This is a genomic window from Halomonas sp. YLGW01, from assembly GCF_014840935.1.
Lineage (GTDB): Bacteria > Pseudomonadota > Gammaproteobacteria > Pseudomonadales > Halomonadaceae > Onishia.
Genome location: NZ_CP062005.1, coordinates 3093257 through 3108446, shown reverse-complemented (window position 1 = coordinate 3108446; position 15190 = coordinate 3093257). Strand labels below are relative to the sequence as shown.

Below are 15190 nucleotides of genomic sequence, written 5' to 3'. Positions count from 1 at the left end.
CCCCGCCCCCATCTAGGGGCATAAGCGCGGGGCTCACCGGTGGGAGAGCGGCATGCATGAAGAAATGTTGAGTTCACACGCGGTGCATTGCCCTTACTGCGACACGGGCTTCGAGCTACTCGTCGATGCCAGTCAGGGCAGCCATGCCACCTGGGAGGACTGCCCGCGCTGCTGTGCGCCGATTCAGGTGCAGGTCGAGGTATCGGCCATCAGCGGGGCGATCGAAGGGGTGACCCTCGGCCGCGACGATGATGTCGTCTAGGCGTCACCTATCCGTCAGGGTCCCGGCGTATTACCCTTGGCGGCCCACGTGCCGATGTCCCTGCGGTACACGCAGGTTGGCATGAGGCCCGCAGTTGGCGGTAAATGGCAGCCGTTTGGCTATCGGCACGGTGGCTGTGCATAGACAAACGCTATATTGGCCATTGGCCTTATCAACTTGGCAGTTTCATGGGGTCGGCCTTAGGCTGACCCCGATTCATCATCATTGATCATCCAACCAGCAAGGAGAATTGCATGAGCGTACTGGTAGGTCGTCAGGCCCCCGACTTCGAAACCGCCGCGGTCCTGGGTAACGGTGAAATCGTCGACAACTTCAAGCTGTCCGACAGCAACGGCAAGCTGCGCGTGCTGTTCTTCTGGCCGCTCGATTTCACCTTCGTCTGCCCGTCCGAGATCATCGCCCACGACAACCGTCTGCAGGCGTTCAAGGACCTGGGCGTCGAGGTGATCGGTGTCTCCATCGATTCCCAGTTCACCCACCATGCATGGCGCAAGACCTCTCCGGATGCCGGTGGCATCGGCGAAGTCGGCTTCCCGATCGTCGCCGACGTCAAGCATGAGGTCACTCAGGCCTACGGCATCGAGCACCCGGACGCCGGCGTCGCCATGCGTGCCTCCTTCCTGATCGACGAGAACGGCGTCGTTCAGCACCAGACCGTCAACAACCTGCCGCTGGGCCGCAACGTCGACGAGATGCTGCGCATGGTCAAGGCACTCAAGCATCACAACGAGCACGGCGAAGTCTGCCCGGCCGGCTGGGACGAAGGCGAAGAAGGCATGAAGGACACCGCCGAAGGCGTGGCCAAGTACCTGGGCGCGCACGCCGAAGCGCTGTAAGCGTTTGGGTGTAGGGGGGAGGCGGCCTGCGGGCCGCCTCTTTCGTATCTGCGCCTCTTGTAGCTGACGTTTTTGTCGCTGAGTTTTTCGTAGCTATGCCTTTTGTAGAGGCTCTGGCTACTGGTCGCAGGATGCTACACTCCCGTGCGAGCCAAACCGTTCACCAAGCGTGCTCTGGCCTGGGTTCGTCGAGCCCAGGCCAGAGAGCGTTTCCGGCCGGATCACGGCCGTCATCTTGTGAGGACCCGACATGAGCGAAGTGCGCCACGAACGCCTGATCATCCTGGGCTCCGGCCCGGCCGGTTACACCGCCGCCGTCTACGCGGCCCGCGCCAACCTGAAGCCGCTGCTGATCACCGGCATGCAGGCCGGTGGCCAGCTGACCACCACCACCGACGTCGACAACTGGCCCGGTGATGCGGAGGGCGTTCAGGGCCCCGAGCTGATGGAGCGCATGCGCGCCCATGCCGAGCGTTTCGATACCGAGGTGCTGTTTGACCACATCAACGAGGTTGAGCTGCGCGAGAAGCCCTACACCCTGAAGGGCGACAGCGGCACCTACACCTGCGATGCGCTGATCATTTCCACCGGCGCCAGCGCCCGCTATCTGGGGCTTGAGTCCGAGCAGAAGTTCATGGGCCAGGGCGTGTCCGCCTGCGCCACCTGCGACGGCTTCTTCTATCGCAACCAGGAAGTGCTGGTGATCGGCGGGGGCAACACCGCCGTGGAAGAGGCGCTGTACCTGTCGAACATCGCCTCCAAGGTGACCCTGGTGCATCGCCGCGACAGCCTGCGCGCCGAGAAGATCCTGCAGGACAAGCTGTTCGAGAAGGTCGAGAACGGCAACATGGCGATCGAGTGGAACCACACCCTGGATGAGGTGCTGGGCGACAACAGCGGCGTCACCGGTGCGCGGATCAAGTCCACGCTGGATGGCAGCACCAAGGAGCTTGCCGCGCCGGGAGTGTTCATCGCCATCGGCCACACGCCCAATACTGGCATCTTCGAGGGTCAGCTCGAGATGGCGGGGGGCTACATCAAGGTGCAGTCGGGCCTCGAGGGCAACGCCACCGCTACCAGCATCCCAGGCGTCTTCGCCTCAGGCGACGTGATGGATCACGTCTATCGCCAGGCCATCACCTCGGCGGGCAGCGGCTGCATGGCGGCGCTGGATGCCGAGCGCTATCTGGACGGTCTGGAAGACTGAGCAGCTTGGGCGCAGAAGTCGGTCGTTCCGATCATCTTTTGCGCCCTGCTTTTTGCCCCGCCGCGGTCTTATCGGCTGGCCGGGCTACCTGCCCTTGTTACCCATTCCCGTTTAAGCGATGAGTGTCTTGTCCTGCAGGCCGCGCTGAGCGCTCAGTCGGGCGATCAGTCACGAACATCAGTAGTGGGGCGGGCGCTCGTCGTCGAGGCTCGCCTGTTCCCCTGATCCATCATCCAGGGCGCGCTGCTGCTGGCGCAGGCGTGCCTGCATCAGCTCGCTCATGCGCTCCAGTGTCGCCAGCCTTGTCTCCTGAGCGGCGACCGCCTGGTCCAGGGTATCCAGCCAGTGCTCCTGGTAGGCAATCCGGCTTTCGAGGCCTTCCAGGCGGGCGAGCCAGTCGTGATCTTGCATGGTAGTATCCTCATGTGGTGTCGCCGTTCATCGCGACACCCTGTCTTGTCAGCCTCAGCCCACCAGCATCAGTGCCGGTGGGGTTTTGTCATGACCCCTTCACCCATTACCACAAGAGAAACCGAGGTCCATGAATCAGAAGGTCTTACTTCGTTGCAGTCTGATCAGCGTGCTGTTGGCCGCCCCCGCGCCGCTGCTGATCGCCCTGTTCATCTTCCTGACCGGCGGGGATTTGTCCCGCGAGCTGTTCGCCAGCCTGGAAGTGGGCGGCGTCGCCCTCGTCTACCTGGCCACGGCCGTCGCCGTCTTCCTGGTCACCCTGATCGCCACCCTGGCGCTTCACGTGCTTACTCCTACGCTCGCCACCCTGGCCGAGGTCGAGGACGACGATCGGGAGATCGGCGAGGTCAAGTGGTTCAACGTCAACAAGGGGTACGGCTTCATCACCCGCGATGGCGGAGAGGATGTGTTCGTGCACTTCCGTGCCATCCGCGGCAAGGGACACCGGACCCTGGCCGAGGGCCAGAAGGTGCGTTACCACGTGATCGAGAACGAGCGCGGCTACCAGGCCGATGACGTGACCGTCATCACCTGACCGTCATTACGTGTGCAAACAGCCTGCGTTCGATCATGCGTTGTTGAAAGGGCGCGTCGGGTGCTCATTTACTAAAGTAAACTCCGCTCCTTCGGCGCCCTTTCGCCTAGCCTGATCATCGCTCGGCATGTTGTTCCGGCTTTACCGCCACACTCGACGTCCCGCCTGGTTTCCAGGCGGGACGTTGTCGTTTCGGCTACTGGCCAGTCTTATTGACCAGAATCTGGCCAGGTGATGGCATCTTCCTGGCCATCGGGCTGCACCCGCCAGAAGCGGTCCGGGTCGTCACCGGGCTGCCAGCCGCCCAGAGAACAGCGCACCTCGATGCCCAGAGCGGTCGCAGCCGCCCGGGCGCAGTCGGCATCGCGGGGCCAGGGGGTGGCATCGCTGTCGAACCACAGGCTTGAGAAGCTATCGGCGGCCTGCTCGACCAGCAATACCGGCACTTTCTTGCCGTCCAGGTGGCCGGTGGTGCGCCATTGGCGCTTGCCGGCACGAGACAGCGGTGGCGCGTCCAGGGTGGCGGCCAGCCAGGCGTCCAGGGCCTCGATGGGGGCCTTGGCCAGGTAGATCTCGATATCCGGGTAGCGTTGCATGCGTGACTCTCGGTAGCGGGCGGCAGGCTCAGTCGGTGCGAGCGAACAGCCGCGTGAGGGTGGCCTCGTAGATGTCGCTGAGGGTGTCCAGGTCGGCGGCCCGAACGCGCTCGTTGACCTTGTGAATCGTGTCGTTGCGCGGCCCCAGCTCGACCACCTGGGTGCCCAGGGTGGCGATGAAGCGTCCGTCCGAGGTGCCGCCGGCGGTGGAGAGCGTCGGGCGCTCGCCGGTGACCTTCTCGACGCCGGCCACGGCGGCCTCGACCAGCTGACCTTCGGACGTCAGGAAGGGCTCGCCGTTCAGGGTCCAGTCGATCTGATAGTCGAGCCCGTGGGCGTCGAGGATCGCCTCGGCGCGCTCACGCAGCGTCTCGTGAGTCAGCTCGGTGGAGTAGCGGAAGTTGAACACCACCTCGAGCTCGCCCGGGATCACGTTGGTGGCCCCGGTGCCCGAGCGGATGTTGGAGATCTGGAAGCTGGTCGCCGGGAAGAAGGCATTGCCCTCGTCCCAGTGCTCCCGGGCCAGGGCATCCAGGGCTGGGGCGGCCTCATGGATGGGGTTGCGGGCCAGGTGCGGATAGGCGACATGGCCCTGCACGCCCTTGACGCGCAGCACCGCGCCCAGCGAGCCGCGGCGCCCGTTCTTGATCACGTCGCCGACCCGCTCGGTGGAGGACGGCTCACCGACGATGCAGTAGTCCAGGCGCTCATGAGTCTCGCGCAGGTGCTCCACCACCGCCTTGGTGCCATCGACGGCGGGCCCTTCCTCGTCGGAGGTGATCAGGAAGGCGATCTTGCCGTCATGATCGGGATGGGCGGCCACGAAGCGTTCCACGGCGGTGACCATGGCGGCCAGGCTGCCCTTCATGTCGGCGGCGCCGCGGCCACAGAGCATGTCGTCGTCGTCGATGAAGGGGGCGAAGGGCGGATGGTCCCACTGGCTCTCCGGGCCGCTCGGCACCACGTCGGTGTGGCCGGCGAAGGCCAGCACCGGGCCGCGGTGGCCGCGTACCGCCCAGAAGTTCTCGACGTCGCCGAACGGCAGCCGCTCGATGTGAAAGCCGAGACGTTCGAGGCGCTCGATCATCAGTGCCTGGCAGCCGGCGTCTTCGGGAGTCACCGAGGCGCGGCGCATCAGGTCGATGGCTAGGTCGAGGGTCGCGGAGGGCGTCGAAGAAGGCGTGGCGGTATCGGGCATGCGTCATCCTGGTAGGCGAAGGGGCAGGGCGCCCGCCGGCGGCGGGCGCATCAAACGGCTCAGTTATGGGCGTGCAGGGCCTCGTTGAGCGCAACGGCACTCTTGTTGGTCAGGCACTCGATGCGGCCGTTCTGCGAGTTGCGACGCAGCAGCAGGTCGTTCTGGCCGGCGAGCGCGCGGGCGGCGACGGTCTCGACCACCTGGCCCTGGTCGTCGAGCACCGTGACCTTGGCGCCGGCGGTGAGGTAGAGACCCGCCTCGACGGTGCAGCGATCGCCCAGCGGGATGCCGATGCCGGCGTTAGCACCGATCAGGCAGCCTTCGCCGACCTTGATGATGATGTTGCCACCACCGGACAGGGTGCCCATGGTCGAGCAGCCGCCGCCCAGGTCCGAGCCCTTGCCGACCATCACACCTGCTGAGATGCGGCCTTCGACCATGCCCGGCCCTTCGGTGCCGGCATTGAAGTTGACGAAGCCCTCGTGCATCACGGTAGTGCCCTCGCCGAGATGAGCGCCCAGGCGGACGCGGGCGGTGTCGCCGATGCGCACGCCGCTCGGCACCACGTAGTCGGCCATCTTGGGGAACTTGTCGACGCAGTCGACGGACAGGGCGCGGCCCTCGAGGCGTGCCTTGAGACGACGCGCCGGCAGTTCCTCGATGTCGATCGGGCCTTCGTTGGTCCAGGCCACGTTGCGCAGCAGGCCGAACATGCCGGTCAGGTCCAGGTCATGCGGCTTGACCAGACGATGGGACAGCAGGTGCAGCTTGAGGTAGACCTCCGGGGCGCTTTCCGGTGCCTGGTCGGTGTCGAGGAAGGTGGCGACCAGCGGACGCTGGCTTCCGGCGAGGCTCGCCGCCAGTTCGGCCTGCTCGGCGTGACCGGCGGCCTTGAGTGCCTCGGCGAGGTCCGCGCAGTGCTCGGGCAGGAAGCTCACCACGACGTTGCCGGCGGGGGCGCCGAGCACCTGGCGGGCGGCCTCGACCAGGCTGGCCTCGGGCTCGAGCAGCGGCGCCGGGTAGTAGACGTCCAGCCAGTCGCCTTGAGTGTTCTGGTTACCGATTCCGAGTGCGAAGCTCAGCATGGTGCATGTCCTTTTGATCGAAGGTGGGCGAGGCCATCGGGCCTCGGGCAAGATGAAAGCGTTATCGCCAGCGTGGCCGCGTCAGCCGGTCAGGTCGTCGTAGTCGCCGTCCCGGTAGCCAACCCGGACGCGCTCGCCGATATCGAGCAGCGGGCGCTTGATCAGGGTCGGATGCTCGAGCATCAGCGTGCGCGCCGTATGGGCATCCAGGCCGGCCTTGACGGTCTCGTTTAGCTGGCGCCAGGTGGTGCTGCGCTTGTTGAGCAGGGTCATGACGGGGACCCGCTCCAGCAGATGGTCGAGCAGTGCCGCGGACAGGCCGTCGTCGCGCAGGTCATGCACCTTGAAGGGCAGGCCCTGGGCTTGTAGTGCCTTGCGCGCCTTGCGGCAGGTGTCACAGGTCTTGATGCCATAGAGGGTGATCATGCCTGGGACCTCTCGTGGTTCGTGGCCGAGCCGTTTGCGGTAGAGTCGTTCGTGGTACAGCCGTTAGCCAGCCACCGCTCGGTGAAGCGCCTAAGGCGACGGGCGGCCTCGACGGTGGCCTCGACGTCGGCGACCAGCGCCAGGCGGATACGCCCGGCGCCGGGGTTCACGCCGTCATCGCTGGCCTCTCCGTCGCCGCTGGTGGCGCGGCCCATGTAGCTGCCGGGCAGCACGCTGACGTGTTCCTCGGCGAAGAGCGCCCGGGTGAAGGCCTCGTCGTCGCCGCCGGGCACCGCAGGCCACAGGTAGAAGCTCGCCTCGGGGGTGGGGAAGTCCAGCACCGGGGCGAGGATCTCGGTGACCGCGGCGAACTTCTCGCGGTAGGCGTCGCGGTTGGTGCGCACGTGGGCCTCGTCGCTCCAGGCGGTGATCGAGGCCTGCTGCAGTGGCAGCGACATGGCACAGCCGTGGTAGGTGCGGTAGCGCTTGAAGGGCGTGATCAGTCCGGCGTCACCGGCCACGAACCCCGAGCGCAGGCCCGGCAGGTTGGAGCGCTTGGACAGCGAGTGGAAGACCAGGCAGCGCCGGTAGTCGTGGCGGCCGAGCCGGGCGCAGGCGTCCAGCAGTCCCGGCGGCGGCGCGGCCTCGTCGAGATAGAGCTCGGAGTAGCACTCGTCCGAGGCGATGATGAAGTCGTGCTCGTCGGCGAGCTCGATCAGGCGCCTGAAGTCGTCAAGCGGCGTCACTGCCCCGGTGGGGTTGCCCGGCGAGCACAGGAACACCAGCTGGACGTCGCGCCAGGTCTCGGCCGGTACCGCCTCGAGGTCGGGGCGGAAGCCATGCTCGGCCCGGCAGTCCAGGTACAGGGGGGTGCCGCCGGCGAGCAGGGTGGCGCCCTCGTAGATCTGGTAGAAGGGGTTGGGCACGGCGACCCTGGCCGGGCGGGTGCGATCCAGCGCCGCCTGCACGAAGGCGAAGATCGCCTCGCGAGTGCCGTTGACCGGCAGCACTTGGCTGTCCGGGTCGAGGCTGTCGAGGTCGAAGCGCTGCGTCGCCCAGTCGGCGATCGCCTGGCGCAGTTCGGCTGTGCCGGCGGTGGCCGGGTAGCGGGCCATCTCGTCGCGGTGGGCGCTCAGGGTGTCGAGGGCCGCGGCGAAGGGCGGGTGCTGAGGCTCGCCGATGGTCAGCGGGACGTGCGTTAGCCCCGCGGGCGGCGTGATACCGGCCTTGAGGGCGGCGAGCTTCTCGAAGGGGTAGGGCTTGAGCGCATCGAGATCGGGGTTCATGGCTGTCCTGGCCGCCTCGCGGCACGTGTCGTGGTCGTGGTGACGGCATGGGCCGCGTGTCGAGAGGGCCCGTCGAGTCAGGCCAGCGATTATAGGGAAGCCGGGGGGGCGCCTCAATCTTGCCACCCCCGGGCGATGGTCTCTTGCGGGCACAGGCGCGCCGCTTGGGCGTCGCGCCTAGACGTCGAGCACCTCGACCAGCCGTTCCCGAAGGCACTGCTGGCGGGCCGGGTCGATGAGGGGCGCTCCGTTGCGGTCGGTGATGAAGAAGACGTCCTCGACCTTCTCACCGAGGGTGGCGATCTTGGCCGCCGAGAGGGCGATACCCTGCTCCATGAAGATGCGCCCGACCCGAGCCAGCAGACCGGGGCGGTCGGGCGCCGTCAGCTCGAGCATGGTTCGCTCGTTGGCGGGATCCTGCTCGATCACCACCCGTGTCGGCACCTTGAAGTGCTTGAGCTGGCGCGGGGTATGACGAGTGACGATCTGCGGGTAGTCGTCCGGGTCGTCCAGCTCCTCGACCAGATGACGGCGCAGGGTCTCGAGCCGTTCGCGATCGCGGATCGGCTGGCCGTCCTCGTCGAGCACGATGAAGGTGTTCAGCGTCCAGTCGCTGCTCGAGGTGGCGATGCGGGCATCGTGGATCGACAGCCCGAGCTGTTCCATGGCGGCGGCGGTGGCGGCGAACAGGTCGTCCACCGAGCGGGTGTGGATAAATACCTTGGTGCCGCCCTCGGTCATGTCCTCGGTGGGGGCGCTGATCAGGATCAGCGGCAGGTCCGAGCCGTCATGCTGAAGGATGCCCTGGGTCTGCCAGACGATCTCGCTGGGGGCATACTGCACGAAGTAGTCCTCGCCCAGCGACTCCCACAGGCGGTCGACCCGGGTCGGGTCGGTGCCGATGGTGGTCAGCAGGCTGCGTGCCTCCTCGCGAGTCTCGCGGACCCAGTCGTCGCGGTCCAGCGGATTTTCCAGGCCGCGGCGCAGGGCGCGTTTGGTCTCGGCGTGCAGCTGGCGCAGCAGCGAGGCCCGCCAGCCGTTCCACAGGGTCGGGTTGGTGGCGTTGATGTCGGCCACGGTCAGCACGTAGAGGTAGTCGAGGTGGACCTCATCGCGCATCTGGGTGGCGAACTCCCGGATCACGTCCGGGTCGGTGATGTCGCGCTTCTGGGAGGTCTTCGACATCAGCAGGTGATGCTCGACCAGCCAGCTGACCAGCCGGGTGTCCCGGGGCGAGAGGCCGTGGCGCTCGCAGAAGTCCTCGGCGTCGCGGGCGCCGAGCAGGGAGTGATCGCCACCGCGTCCCTTGCCGATGTCGTGGTAGAGCCCGGCGATCCACAGGAGCTCGAGCTTGGGCAGCTGATGCACCAGCGCCGCCGCGACCGGGAATTCCTCGCGGCAGCGGGGTTCGCGAAAGCGCTGCACGAACTTCAGGAGGCCCAGGGTATGGGCGTCGACCGTGTAGCTGTGGAACAGGTCATGCTGCATCAGTCCCACGGCCTGTCCGAACTCCGGCAGGTACTTGCCGAGCACCCCGTAGCGGTTCATGCGCCTTAACTGGCGCGCCACGTTGCCGTTGGAGCGCAAGAGTTCCATGAACAGGCTCTGGTGGCGCAGGTCGTCCCGGTACAGGTCATCCATCAGGTGGCGATGATCGCGAATCAGGCGGATGGTCGAGGCGCGAACGCCCTCGATCTCCGGGTGCTGAGCCATCAGCAGGAACAGCTCGAGCAGGGCCGCCGGGCGATAGCGGAAGATGCCCTCGTCGCGAGCCTGGATATAGCCGCCCTTGACCTCGAAGCGGTCATTGAGGGGGCGGGTCTCGAGCACCTCGTCGGCACGCAGGATCACCTCGTCGAAGTGCTGCAGCAGCATGTCGTTGAGGCCCGCCAGGGCGGTGACGTGGCGATAGTAGCGCTTCATGAACTGTTCGACGGCCAGGCGACCGGGGATGTCGCGGTAGCCGAACAGGGTGGCGATGGTGCGCTGGTGATCGAACAGCAGCCGGTCCTCGGCACGCCCGGTCAGCATGTGCAGGGCATAGCGGACCTGCCAGAGGAAGGCCTGCCCCTGGCTCAGGATGCGCAGCTCGGCATCGTTCATGAAGCCGTTGTCGACCACGTCCTCGTAGCGCAGTTCGCCGAACTGACGCTTGGCGACCCAGCCGATCATCTGAATGTCGCGCAGCCCGCCGGGTGAGCTCTTGATGTTCGGTTCGAGGTGGTACTCGGAGTTGTTGTAGCGGTAGTGGCGGGTGATCTGCTCCTGCCACTTGGCCTCGAAGAAGGCGTCCGCCGGCCACAGGCGCTCGGGCACCAGCCGCCCGCGCATGGCGTCGCGCAGGTGGCTGCCGCCGGCCAGGGTGCGGGTCTCGAGCAGGTTGGTGATCACCGTGACGTCTGCGCTGGCCTCGCGCTCGCAGTCGTTGAGCGAGCGCACGCTGTGGCCGATCTCCAGCCCGATGTCCCACAGGAAGGTGATGAAGTCCGTCAGCGGCTCCCGGTAGGGAGTGTCGTCGTCGTCTTCGAGCAGCAGCAGCAGATCGATGTCCGAGTGCGGGTGCAGCTCGCCGCGGCCATAGCCGCCGACGGCCAGCAGGGCGACGCCGTCGTCCGGCCAGGCATGGCGCGACCAGGCGATCTCGAGCAGGCGATCGAGGCACCAGGCGCGACCGTGCACCAGGTCGCGGATATCGGCACCGGCGCGAAAGCGCGCATCCAGGCGTTCCTGGATGTCGCGCAGCGCCTGCTTGAAGGGCGCGATCGGCGAGCGCTCCCCTTCGAGTTCGGTGCGAAAGGCCGCGACATCGAAGAGGCGCTCGTCGGGCGCGAAGCGATAGTGATGCAGCAGCATGTCAGCTCGCGAGGAAGCTTAGGTCTTCCTCACCACGAGCGGTCAGTACCTCGACGCCGGTCGCGGTCACCAGCAGGGTGTGTTCCCACTGGGCGGACAGGCTCTTGTCCTTGGTCACGGCGGTCCAGTTATCGCGCAGCACCTTGGTGCGGTGATCGCCGACGTTGATCATCGGCTCGATGGTGAAGCACATGCCTTCCTCGAGGGCGATGTCGGCCTCCGGTGCATAGCCGTCGTAGTGCAGCACCTGGGGTTCCTCGTGGAAGACCGCGCCGATGCCGTGGCCGCAGAAGTCACGGACCACGCTGTAGCCGTTGGCTTCGGCGTGCTGCTGGATCACGCGGGCCAGCTGAGACAGGCGGACGCCGGGTTTGACCTCGGCGATGCTCTTGTAGAGACATTCCTGGGTGATGCGGGCCAGCCGCTCGCCCTGGATGCTCTCGCCGACGATGAACATCTTGCTGGTGTCGCCGTGGTAGCCATCGGCGGTCTTGACGGTGATGTCGATGTTCATGACATCGCCCTTCTTGAGCTTCTTGGCGTCATCGGGGATGCCGTGGCAGACCACGTGATTGATCGAGGTGCAGATCGACTTGGGGAAGCCGTGGTAGTTCAGCGGCGCCGGCACGGAGCCCAGTTCGTTGACGATGAAGTCGTGACACAGACGGTCGAGCTCGCCGGTGCTGACACCGGCCTGGACGTGGGGCGTGATCATCTCCAGCACGCGGGCGGCCTGCTGGCCGGCTTCGCGCATCTTGACGATTTCGTCGGCGGTCTTGATGGATACGTTCATGGAATCTCGGATCCTGAAGGGGGAGGGCGCTCGCGTGCGAGCGGCAGGCGGGCAGGGCGCCTGCGACTTCATCTTGATATTGATCTATGGTATAAAGCTGCGCGCTTTCCTGCAATGCGTTGTGCCGAGTGGCATCGTTTCCTCTATGCGTGCCCGGCGACAGCTTCTGTCCCGCGCCCACGAGGGCGGCACTGGCACGGCCTGTGGCAAGGCGCTAAACAGCCTGAAAAACACACATGCACCGACACATGGTCCCGGGTGCCGTCGGCCAGTCCGAGGGTCGGATCCATGGGGTGCGTGGAGGCCCAACCCGATAGTCCAGGAGTCATCCATGACACAAGTCAACATGCGTGACCTGCTCAAGGCAGGCGCTCACTTCGGTCACCAGACCAAGTACTGGAACCCGAAGATGTCCAAGTTCATCTTCGGCGCCCGCAACAAGATTCACATCATCAACCTCGAGCACACCCTGCCGGCGCTGAACGATGCGATCAGCGTGGTCGAGAAGATGGCGGAAACCAACAACAAGATCCTGTTTGTTGGTACCAAGCGTGCGGCCGCCAAGGTGATCAAGGAAGAGGCTAACCGCGTCGGTATGCCCTTCGTCAATCATCGCTGGTTGGGCGGCATGCTGACCAACTACAAGACCATTCGCGTGTCCATCAAGCGTCTGCGCGAACTCGAGGCGATGCACGAAGACGGCACCTTCGAGAAGCTGACCAAGAAAGAAGTCCTGATGGCCACCCGCGAGCAGGACAAGCTCGAGCGTTCCGTGGGCGGCATCAAGGAAATGGGCGGCCTGCCGGACGCGCTGTTCGTGGTCGATGTCGATCATGAGCGCATCGCCATCAACGAAGCCAACAAGCTGGGCATTCCGGTCATCGGGGTGGTCGATACCAACTCCAATCCGGACGGCGTCGACTACGTGATCCCGGGCAACGATGATTCCATCCGCGCCATTCAGATCTACGTCCAGGCCATCGCCAACGCCTGCGCCAAGGCGAAGGAAGGTCGTCCCGACGAGTTCGTTGAAGTCACCGAAGGCGAACAAGTCGCCGAGTGATGCCGCTCGTCTACCCCGGGTGTCATCCGAAGTCGCCATGCTGATGGCGGCCTGGGTGGCGAGCCACGCTCGCCGGGCATAGGGGTAGGCAGCAGAGGAGGGGGCAATGCCCCCTTCTTGCCGTCCCCACCCGGGTGACGGTAACGCTTTGATTATCGACGTCGAATCATTTCAGAGGTTATTACCATGGCAGCTATCAGCGCGTCTCAGGTAAAAGAACTGCGCGAGCGTACCGGGCTCGGCATGATGGAGTGCAAGAAGGCGCTCACCGAAGCCGGTGGCGATATCGAAACCGCCATCGAGAACCTGCGCAAGAACTCCGGCCTCAAGGCCGCCAAGAAGGCGGGCCGTACCGCTGCCGAAGGCGCCATCGTGATCAAGCTGGCCGACGACGCCAGCTACGGCCTGATGCTTGAAGTCAACTCCGAGACCGATTTCGTGGCTCGTGACGACAACTTCATCGCCTTCGCCGACAAGGTCGCCGAGCAGGCCTTCGCGACCAAGACCACCGACATCGCAGCGCTGATGGAAGGTGATCTGGAAGATGCCCGCGAGCAGCTGGTCCAGAAGATCGGCGAGAACATCAGCGTGCGTCGTGCTGCGCTGGTCGAAGCACCGGCTGGTGGCAAGGTCGGTGGTTACGTCCACGGCGGCCGTATCGCCGCGCTGACCGTGCTGAACGGCGGCACCGCCGAGGCAGCCAAGGACGTGTCCATGCACGTGGCGGCCATCAACCCGGTCGTGGCTCTGCCGGAGAACATGCCGCAGGAGCAGCTGGACAACGAAAAGGCGATCATCCTGGCGCAGCCGGACATGGCCGGCAAGCCGGAAAACATCGCCGAGAAGATGGTCCAGGGTCGTCTGAAGAAGTACCTGGCCGAGAACAGCCTGACCGAGCAGGCCTTCGTCAAGAACCCGGACCAGACCGTGGCCGAGTTCGTCAAGGCAGCCGGCGGCGAAGTGGTCAGCTTCACGCGCTTCGAGGTTGGTGAAGGCATCGAGAAAGAAGAAGTCGACTTCGCCAAGGAAGTGATGGAGCAGGCCGGCCGCAGCTAAGGCCCGGTGCTGTGAGTTCGTGATGGCGTGCGCGCAAGCGCACGCCTTCGCGTATCCGGCGGATAGAAATGCCGCCAAGAATTCCTCCCCCTGTCGCTGTCATCAGGAGACGCCCCATGTCCGATCCCATCACCTCCTCCGAACGCGCGGCCAAGCCCGAGCGCCCGGCCAAAAGCAAGTACAAGCGTATCCTGCTCAAGCTGTCCGGCGAGGCCCTGACCGGCGATGCCGAGTTCGGCATCGACCCGCAGGTGCTCGATCGCATGGCGCTGGAGATCGGTCAGCTGGTGGGGATCGGTGTTCAGGTAGGGATCGTGGTCGGCGGCGGCAACCTGTTCCGCGGGGCCGCCCTACACGAGGCGGGCATGGAACGGGTGACCGGCGATCACATGGGCATGCTGGCCACGGTGATGAACGCCCTGGCCATGCGCGATGCCCTGGAGCGCTCCAACATCCGCTCGCGGGTGATGTCGGCGATCCCGATGAGCGGCGTGGTCGAGCACTACGACCGCCGCACCGGCATCCGCTACCTGACCTCGGGCGATGTGGTATTGTTTTCCGCCGGTACCGGCAACCCCTTCTTCACCACCGATTCCGCAGCCTGCCTGCGCGGCATCGAGATCGACGCCGACGTGGTGATCAAGGCCACCAAGGTCGATGGCGTCTACGATCGGGACCCGGTCAAGCATGCCGATGCCCAGAAATACGAGCGTCTGACCTATGATGAATGCCTGGATCAGAAGCTCGGGGTGATGGATTTGACCGCCATCTGCCTGGTACGTGACCATGACATGCCGGTCCGCGTATTCAACATGAACAAGCCCGGTGCCCTGCTCAATCTTGTGATGGGCGGCAAGGAAGGCACGCTGATAGACAGAGGTTGAAACCGTGATCAACGAAATCCAGAAAGACGCTGAAGCCCGCATGAAGAAGACCCTCGAGTCGCTGCACGGGAACTTCAACAAGATCCGCACCGGCCGCGCCCATCCGAGCATCCTCGATGCGGTGAGCGTGGAGTATTACGGCGCCCAGATGCCGCTCAACCAGGTCGCCAGCGTCAACGTCGAGGACGCGCGTACCCTCTCGGTGGTGCCCTGGGAGAAGCCCATGGTGCCTAAGGTCGAGAAGGCCATCATGATGGCGGACCTGGGCCTCAACCCGGCCACCGCCGGCAGCGTGATCCGCGTGCCGATGCCGATGCTCACCGAGGAGACCCGCAAGGGGTACATCAAGCAGGCCCGCTCCGAGGCCGAAAATGCGCGCGTGGCCGTGCGCAACGTGCGCCGCGATGCCAACGGTGATATCAAGGCCCTGCTCAAGGACAAGGATATCTCCGAGGACGAGGAGCGCGGCGGCGCGGACGCCATCCAGAAGTTGACCGACAAGTACATCGCCGAGATCGACAAGCTGCTGGAAGCCAAGGAAAAGGACCTGATGACGGTCTGAGGTCTGGCGGGCGACGTCGCATCGCCCGCCTATCGTTCTACTGCTATGCGAGCCCC

Annotated in this window: 16 protein-coding genes; 8 read left to right on the top strand and 8 right to left on the bottom strand. The window is 65.4% G+C overall.

All coding sequences use genetic code 11. The annotated features are described in order from the left end of the window. Nucleotides 1-52: 52 nt before the first annotated feature. The 3 genes from IEJ03_RS14225 to trxB all read left to right on the top strand — a co-directional run bounded on the left by IEJ03_RS14225 (nt 53) and on the right by trxB (nt 2326). Nucleotides 53-262 carry a CPXCG motif-containing cysteine-rich protein gene (locus IEJ03_RS14225; protein ID WP_192035465.1) on the top strand — a complete coding sequence of 70 codons (210 nt, stop codon included), beginning with the start codon at nt 53-55 and terminating at the stop codon, nt 260-262. A gap of 254 nt (nt 263-516) precedes the next feature. Further along, nucleotides 517-1119 carry a peroxiredoxin gene (locus tag IEJ03_RS14220; protein ID WP_192035464.1) on the top strand — a complete coding sequence of 201 codons (603 nt, stop codon included), beginning with the start codon at nt 517-519 and terminating at the stop codon, nt 1117-1119. Between the two features lie 250 nt (nt 1120-1369). Then, a complete protein-coding gene (trxB, locus tag IEJ03_RS14215; protein WP_192035463.1) occupies nt 1370-2326 on the top strand; it encodes a thioredoxin-disulfide reductase in 957 nt (318 codons plus the stop codon). 177 nt (nt 2327-2503) lie between these two features. Here trxB and IEJ03_RS14210 read toward each other — a convergent pair whose 3' ends face one another. Continuing rightward, on the bottom strand, nt 2504-2737 hold the full coding sequence (locus tag IEJ03_RS14210) for a SlyX family protein (RefSeq protein ID WP_192035462.1): 234 nt from the start codon (nt 2735-2737) through the stop codon (nt 2504-2506). 130 nt (nt 2738-2867) lie between these two features. Here IEJ03_RS14210 and IEJ03_RS15980 point away from each other — a divergent pair, with 130 nt between their 5' ends. Further along, nucleotides 2868-3332 carry a cold shock domain-containing protein gene (locus tag IEJ03_RS15980; protein ID WP_192035461.1) on the top strand — a complete coding sequence of 155 codons (465 nt, stop codon included), beginning with the start codon at nt 2868-2870 and terminating at the stop codon, nt 3330-3332. A 209-nt stretch (nt 3333-3541) separates the two neighbouring features. Here IEJ03_RS15980 and IEJ03_RS14200 read toward each other — a convergent pair whose 3' ends face one another. The 7 genes from IEJ03_RS14200 to map form a co-directional block, all read right to left on the bottom strand. Then, complete coding sequence (locus IEJ03_RS14200) at nt 3542-3928, bottom strand: hypothetical protein (RefSeq protein WP_192035460.1); 387 nt, start codon at nt 3926-3928, stop codon at nt 3542-3544. A 28-nt stretch (nt 3929-3956) separates the two neighbouring features. Further along, the gene (gene dapE / locus IEJ03_RS14195; RefSeq protein ID WP_192035459.1) at nt 3957-5126 is read right to left on the bottom strand and encodes a succinyl-diaminopimelate desuccinylase; all 1170 of its coding nucleotides are present in this window, start codon (nt 5124-5126) and stop codon (nt 3957-3959) included. 59 nt (nt 5127-5185) lie between these two features. After that, nucleotides 5186-6211, bottom strand: coding sequence for a 2,3,4,5-tetrahydropyridine-2,6-dicarboxylate N-succinyltransferase (gene dapD / locus IEJ03_RS14190; protein WP_192035458.1), 1026 nt, complete (start codon nt 6209-6211; stop codon nt 5186-5188). A gap of 81 nt (nt 6212-6292) precedes the next feature. After that, on the bottom strand, nt 6293-6637 hold the full coding sequence (locus tag IEJ03_RS14185; protein WP_192035457.1) for a Spx/MgsR family RNA polymerase-binding regulatory protein: 345 nt from the start codon (nt 6635-6637) through the stop codon (nt 6293-6295). After that, complete coding sequence (gene dapC / locus IEJ03_RS14180; RefSeq protein ID WP_192035456.1) at nt 6634-7923, bottom strand: succinyldiaminopimelate transaminase; 1290 nt, start codon at nt 7921-7923, stop codon at nt 6634-6636. Before dapC ends, IEJ03_RS14185 begins: the two co-directional genes overlap by 4 nt. A 177-nt stretch (nt 7924-8100) precedes the next feature. Beyond that, entirely contained in the window at nt 8101-10776 is a 2676-nt protein-coding gene (locus IEJ03_RS14175) for a [protein-PII] uridylyltransferase (RefSeq protein ID WP_192035455.1), read from the bottom strand. A gap of 1 nt (nt 10777) precedes the next feature. After that, nucleotides 10778-11569, bottom strand: a complete 792-nt coding sequence (gene map, locus IEJ03_RS14170; protein WP_192035454.1) for a type I methionyl aminopeptidase — start codon at nt 11567-11569, stop codon at nt 10778-10780. A 331-nt stretch (nt 11570-11900) separates the two neighbouring features. Between map and rpsB the strand changes: the two genes are divergently transcribed. The 4 genes from rpsB to frr all read left to right on the top strand — a co-directional run bounded on the left by rpsB (nt 11901) and on the right by frr (nt 15134). Continuing rightward, nucleotides 11901-12632, top strand: coding sequence for a 30S ribosomal protein S2 (gene rpsB / locus IEJ03_RS14165; RefSeq protein WP_192035453.1), 732 nt, complete (start codon nt 11901-11903; stop codon nt 12630-12632). A 186-nt stretch (nt 12633-12818) separates the two neighbouring features. Then, nucleotides 12819-13688 carry a translation elongation factor Ts gene (tsf, locus tag IEJ03_RS14160; protein WP_192035452.1) on the top strand — a complete coding sequence of 290 codons (870 nt, stop codon included), beginning with the start codon at nt 12819-12821 and terminating at the stop codon, nt 13686-13688. A gap of 116 nt (nt 13689-13804) precedes the next feature. Then, nucleotides 13805-14572 carry a UMP kinase gene (pyrH, locus tag IEJ03_RS14155; RefSeq protein WP_192035451.1) on the top strand — a complete coding sequence of 256 codons (768 nt, stop codon included), beginning with the start codon at nt 13805-13807 and terminating at the stop codon, nt 14570-14572. Nucleotides 14573-14576: 4 nt separating this feature from the next. Next, the gene (frr, locus tag IEJ03_RS14150) at nt 14577-15134 is read left to right on the top strand and encodes a ribosome recycling factor (protein WP_192035450.1); all 558 of its coding nucleotides are present in this window, start codon (nt 14577-14579) and stop codon (nt 15132-15134) included. Nucleotides 15135-15190 lie beyond the last annotated feature (56 nt).

What these genes read in the sequence shown, in the direction of transcription:
- IEJ03_RS14225 (WP_192035465.1), top strand. Translation starts at nt 53, where the DNA reads ATGCATGAAGAAATGTTGAGTTCACACGCGGTGCATTGCCCTTACTGC.
- IEJ03_RS14220 (WP_192035464.1), top strand. Translation starts at nt 517, where the DNA reads ATGAGCGTACTGGTAGGTCGTCAGGCCCCCGACTTCGAAACCGCCGCG.
- trxB (WP_192035463.1), top strand. Translation starts at nt 1,370, where the DNA reads ATGAGCGAAGTGCGCCACGAACGCCTGATCATCCTGGGCTCCGGCCCG.
- IEJ03_RS14210 (WP_192035462.1), bottom strand. Translation starts at nt 2,737, where the DNA reads ATGCAAGATCACGACTGGCTCGCCCGCCTGGAAGGCCTCGAAAGCCGG.
- IEJ03_RS15980 (WP_192035461.1), top strand. Translation starts at nt 2,868, where the DNA reads ATGAATCAGAAGGTCTTACTTCGTTGCAGTCTGATCAGCGTGCTGTTG.
- IEJ03_RS14200 (WP_192035460.1), bottom strand. Translation starts at nt 3,928, where the DNA reads ATGCAACGCTACCCGGATATCGAGATCTACCTGGCCAAGGCCCCCATC.
- dapE (WP_192035459.1), bottom strand. Translation starts at nt 5,126, where the DNA reads ATGCCCGATACCGCCACGCCTTCTTCGACGCCCTCCGCGACCCTCGAC.
- dapD (WP_192035458.1), bottom strand. Translation starts at nt 6,211, where the DNA reads ATGCTGAGCTTCGCACTCGGAATCGGTAACCAGAACACTCAAGGCGAC.
- IEJ03_RS14185 (WP_192035457.1), bottom strand. Translation starts at nt 6,637, where the DNA reads ATGATCACCCTCTATGGCATCAAGACCTGTGACACCTGCCGCAAGGCG.
- dapC (WP_192035456.1), bottom strand. Translation starts at nt 7,923, where the DNA reads ATGAACCCCGATCTCGATGCGCTCAAGCCCTACCCCTTCGAGAAGCTC.
- IEJ03_RS14175 (WP_192035455.1), bottom strand. Translation starts at nt 10,776, where the DNA reads ATGCTGCTGCATCACTATCGCTTCGCGCCCGACGAGCGCCTCTTCGAT.
- map (WP_192035454.1), bottom strand. Translation starts at nt 11,569, where the DNA reads ATGAACGTATCCATCAAGACCGCCGACGAAATCGTCAAGATGCGCGAA.
- rpsB (WP_192035453.1), top strand. Translation starts at nt 11,901, where the DNA reads ATGACACAAGTCAACATGCGTGACCTGCTCAAGGCAGGCGCTCACTTC.
- tsf (WP_192035452.1), top strand. Translation starts at nt 12,819, where the DNA reads ATGGCAGCTATCAGCGCGTCTCAGGTAAAAGAACTGCGCGAGCGTACC.
- pyrH (WP_192035451.1), top strand. Translation starts at nt 13,805, where the DNA reads ATGTCCGATCCCATCACCTCCTCCGAACGCGCGGCCAAGCCCGAGCGC.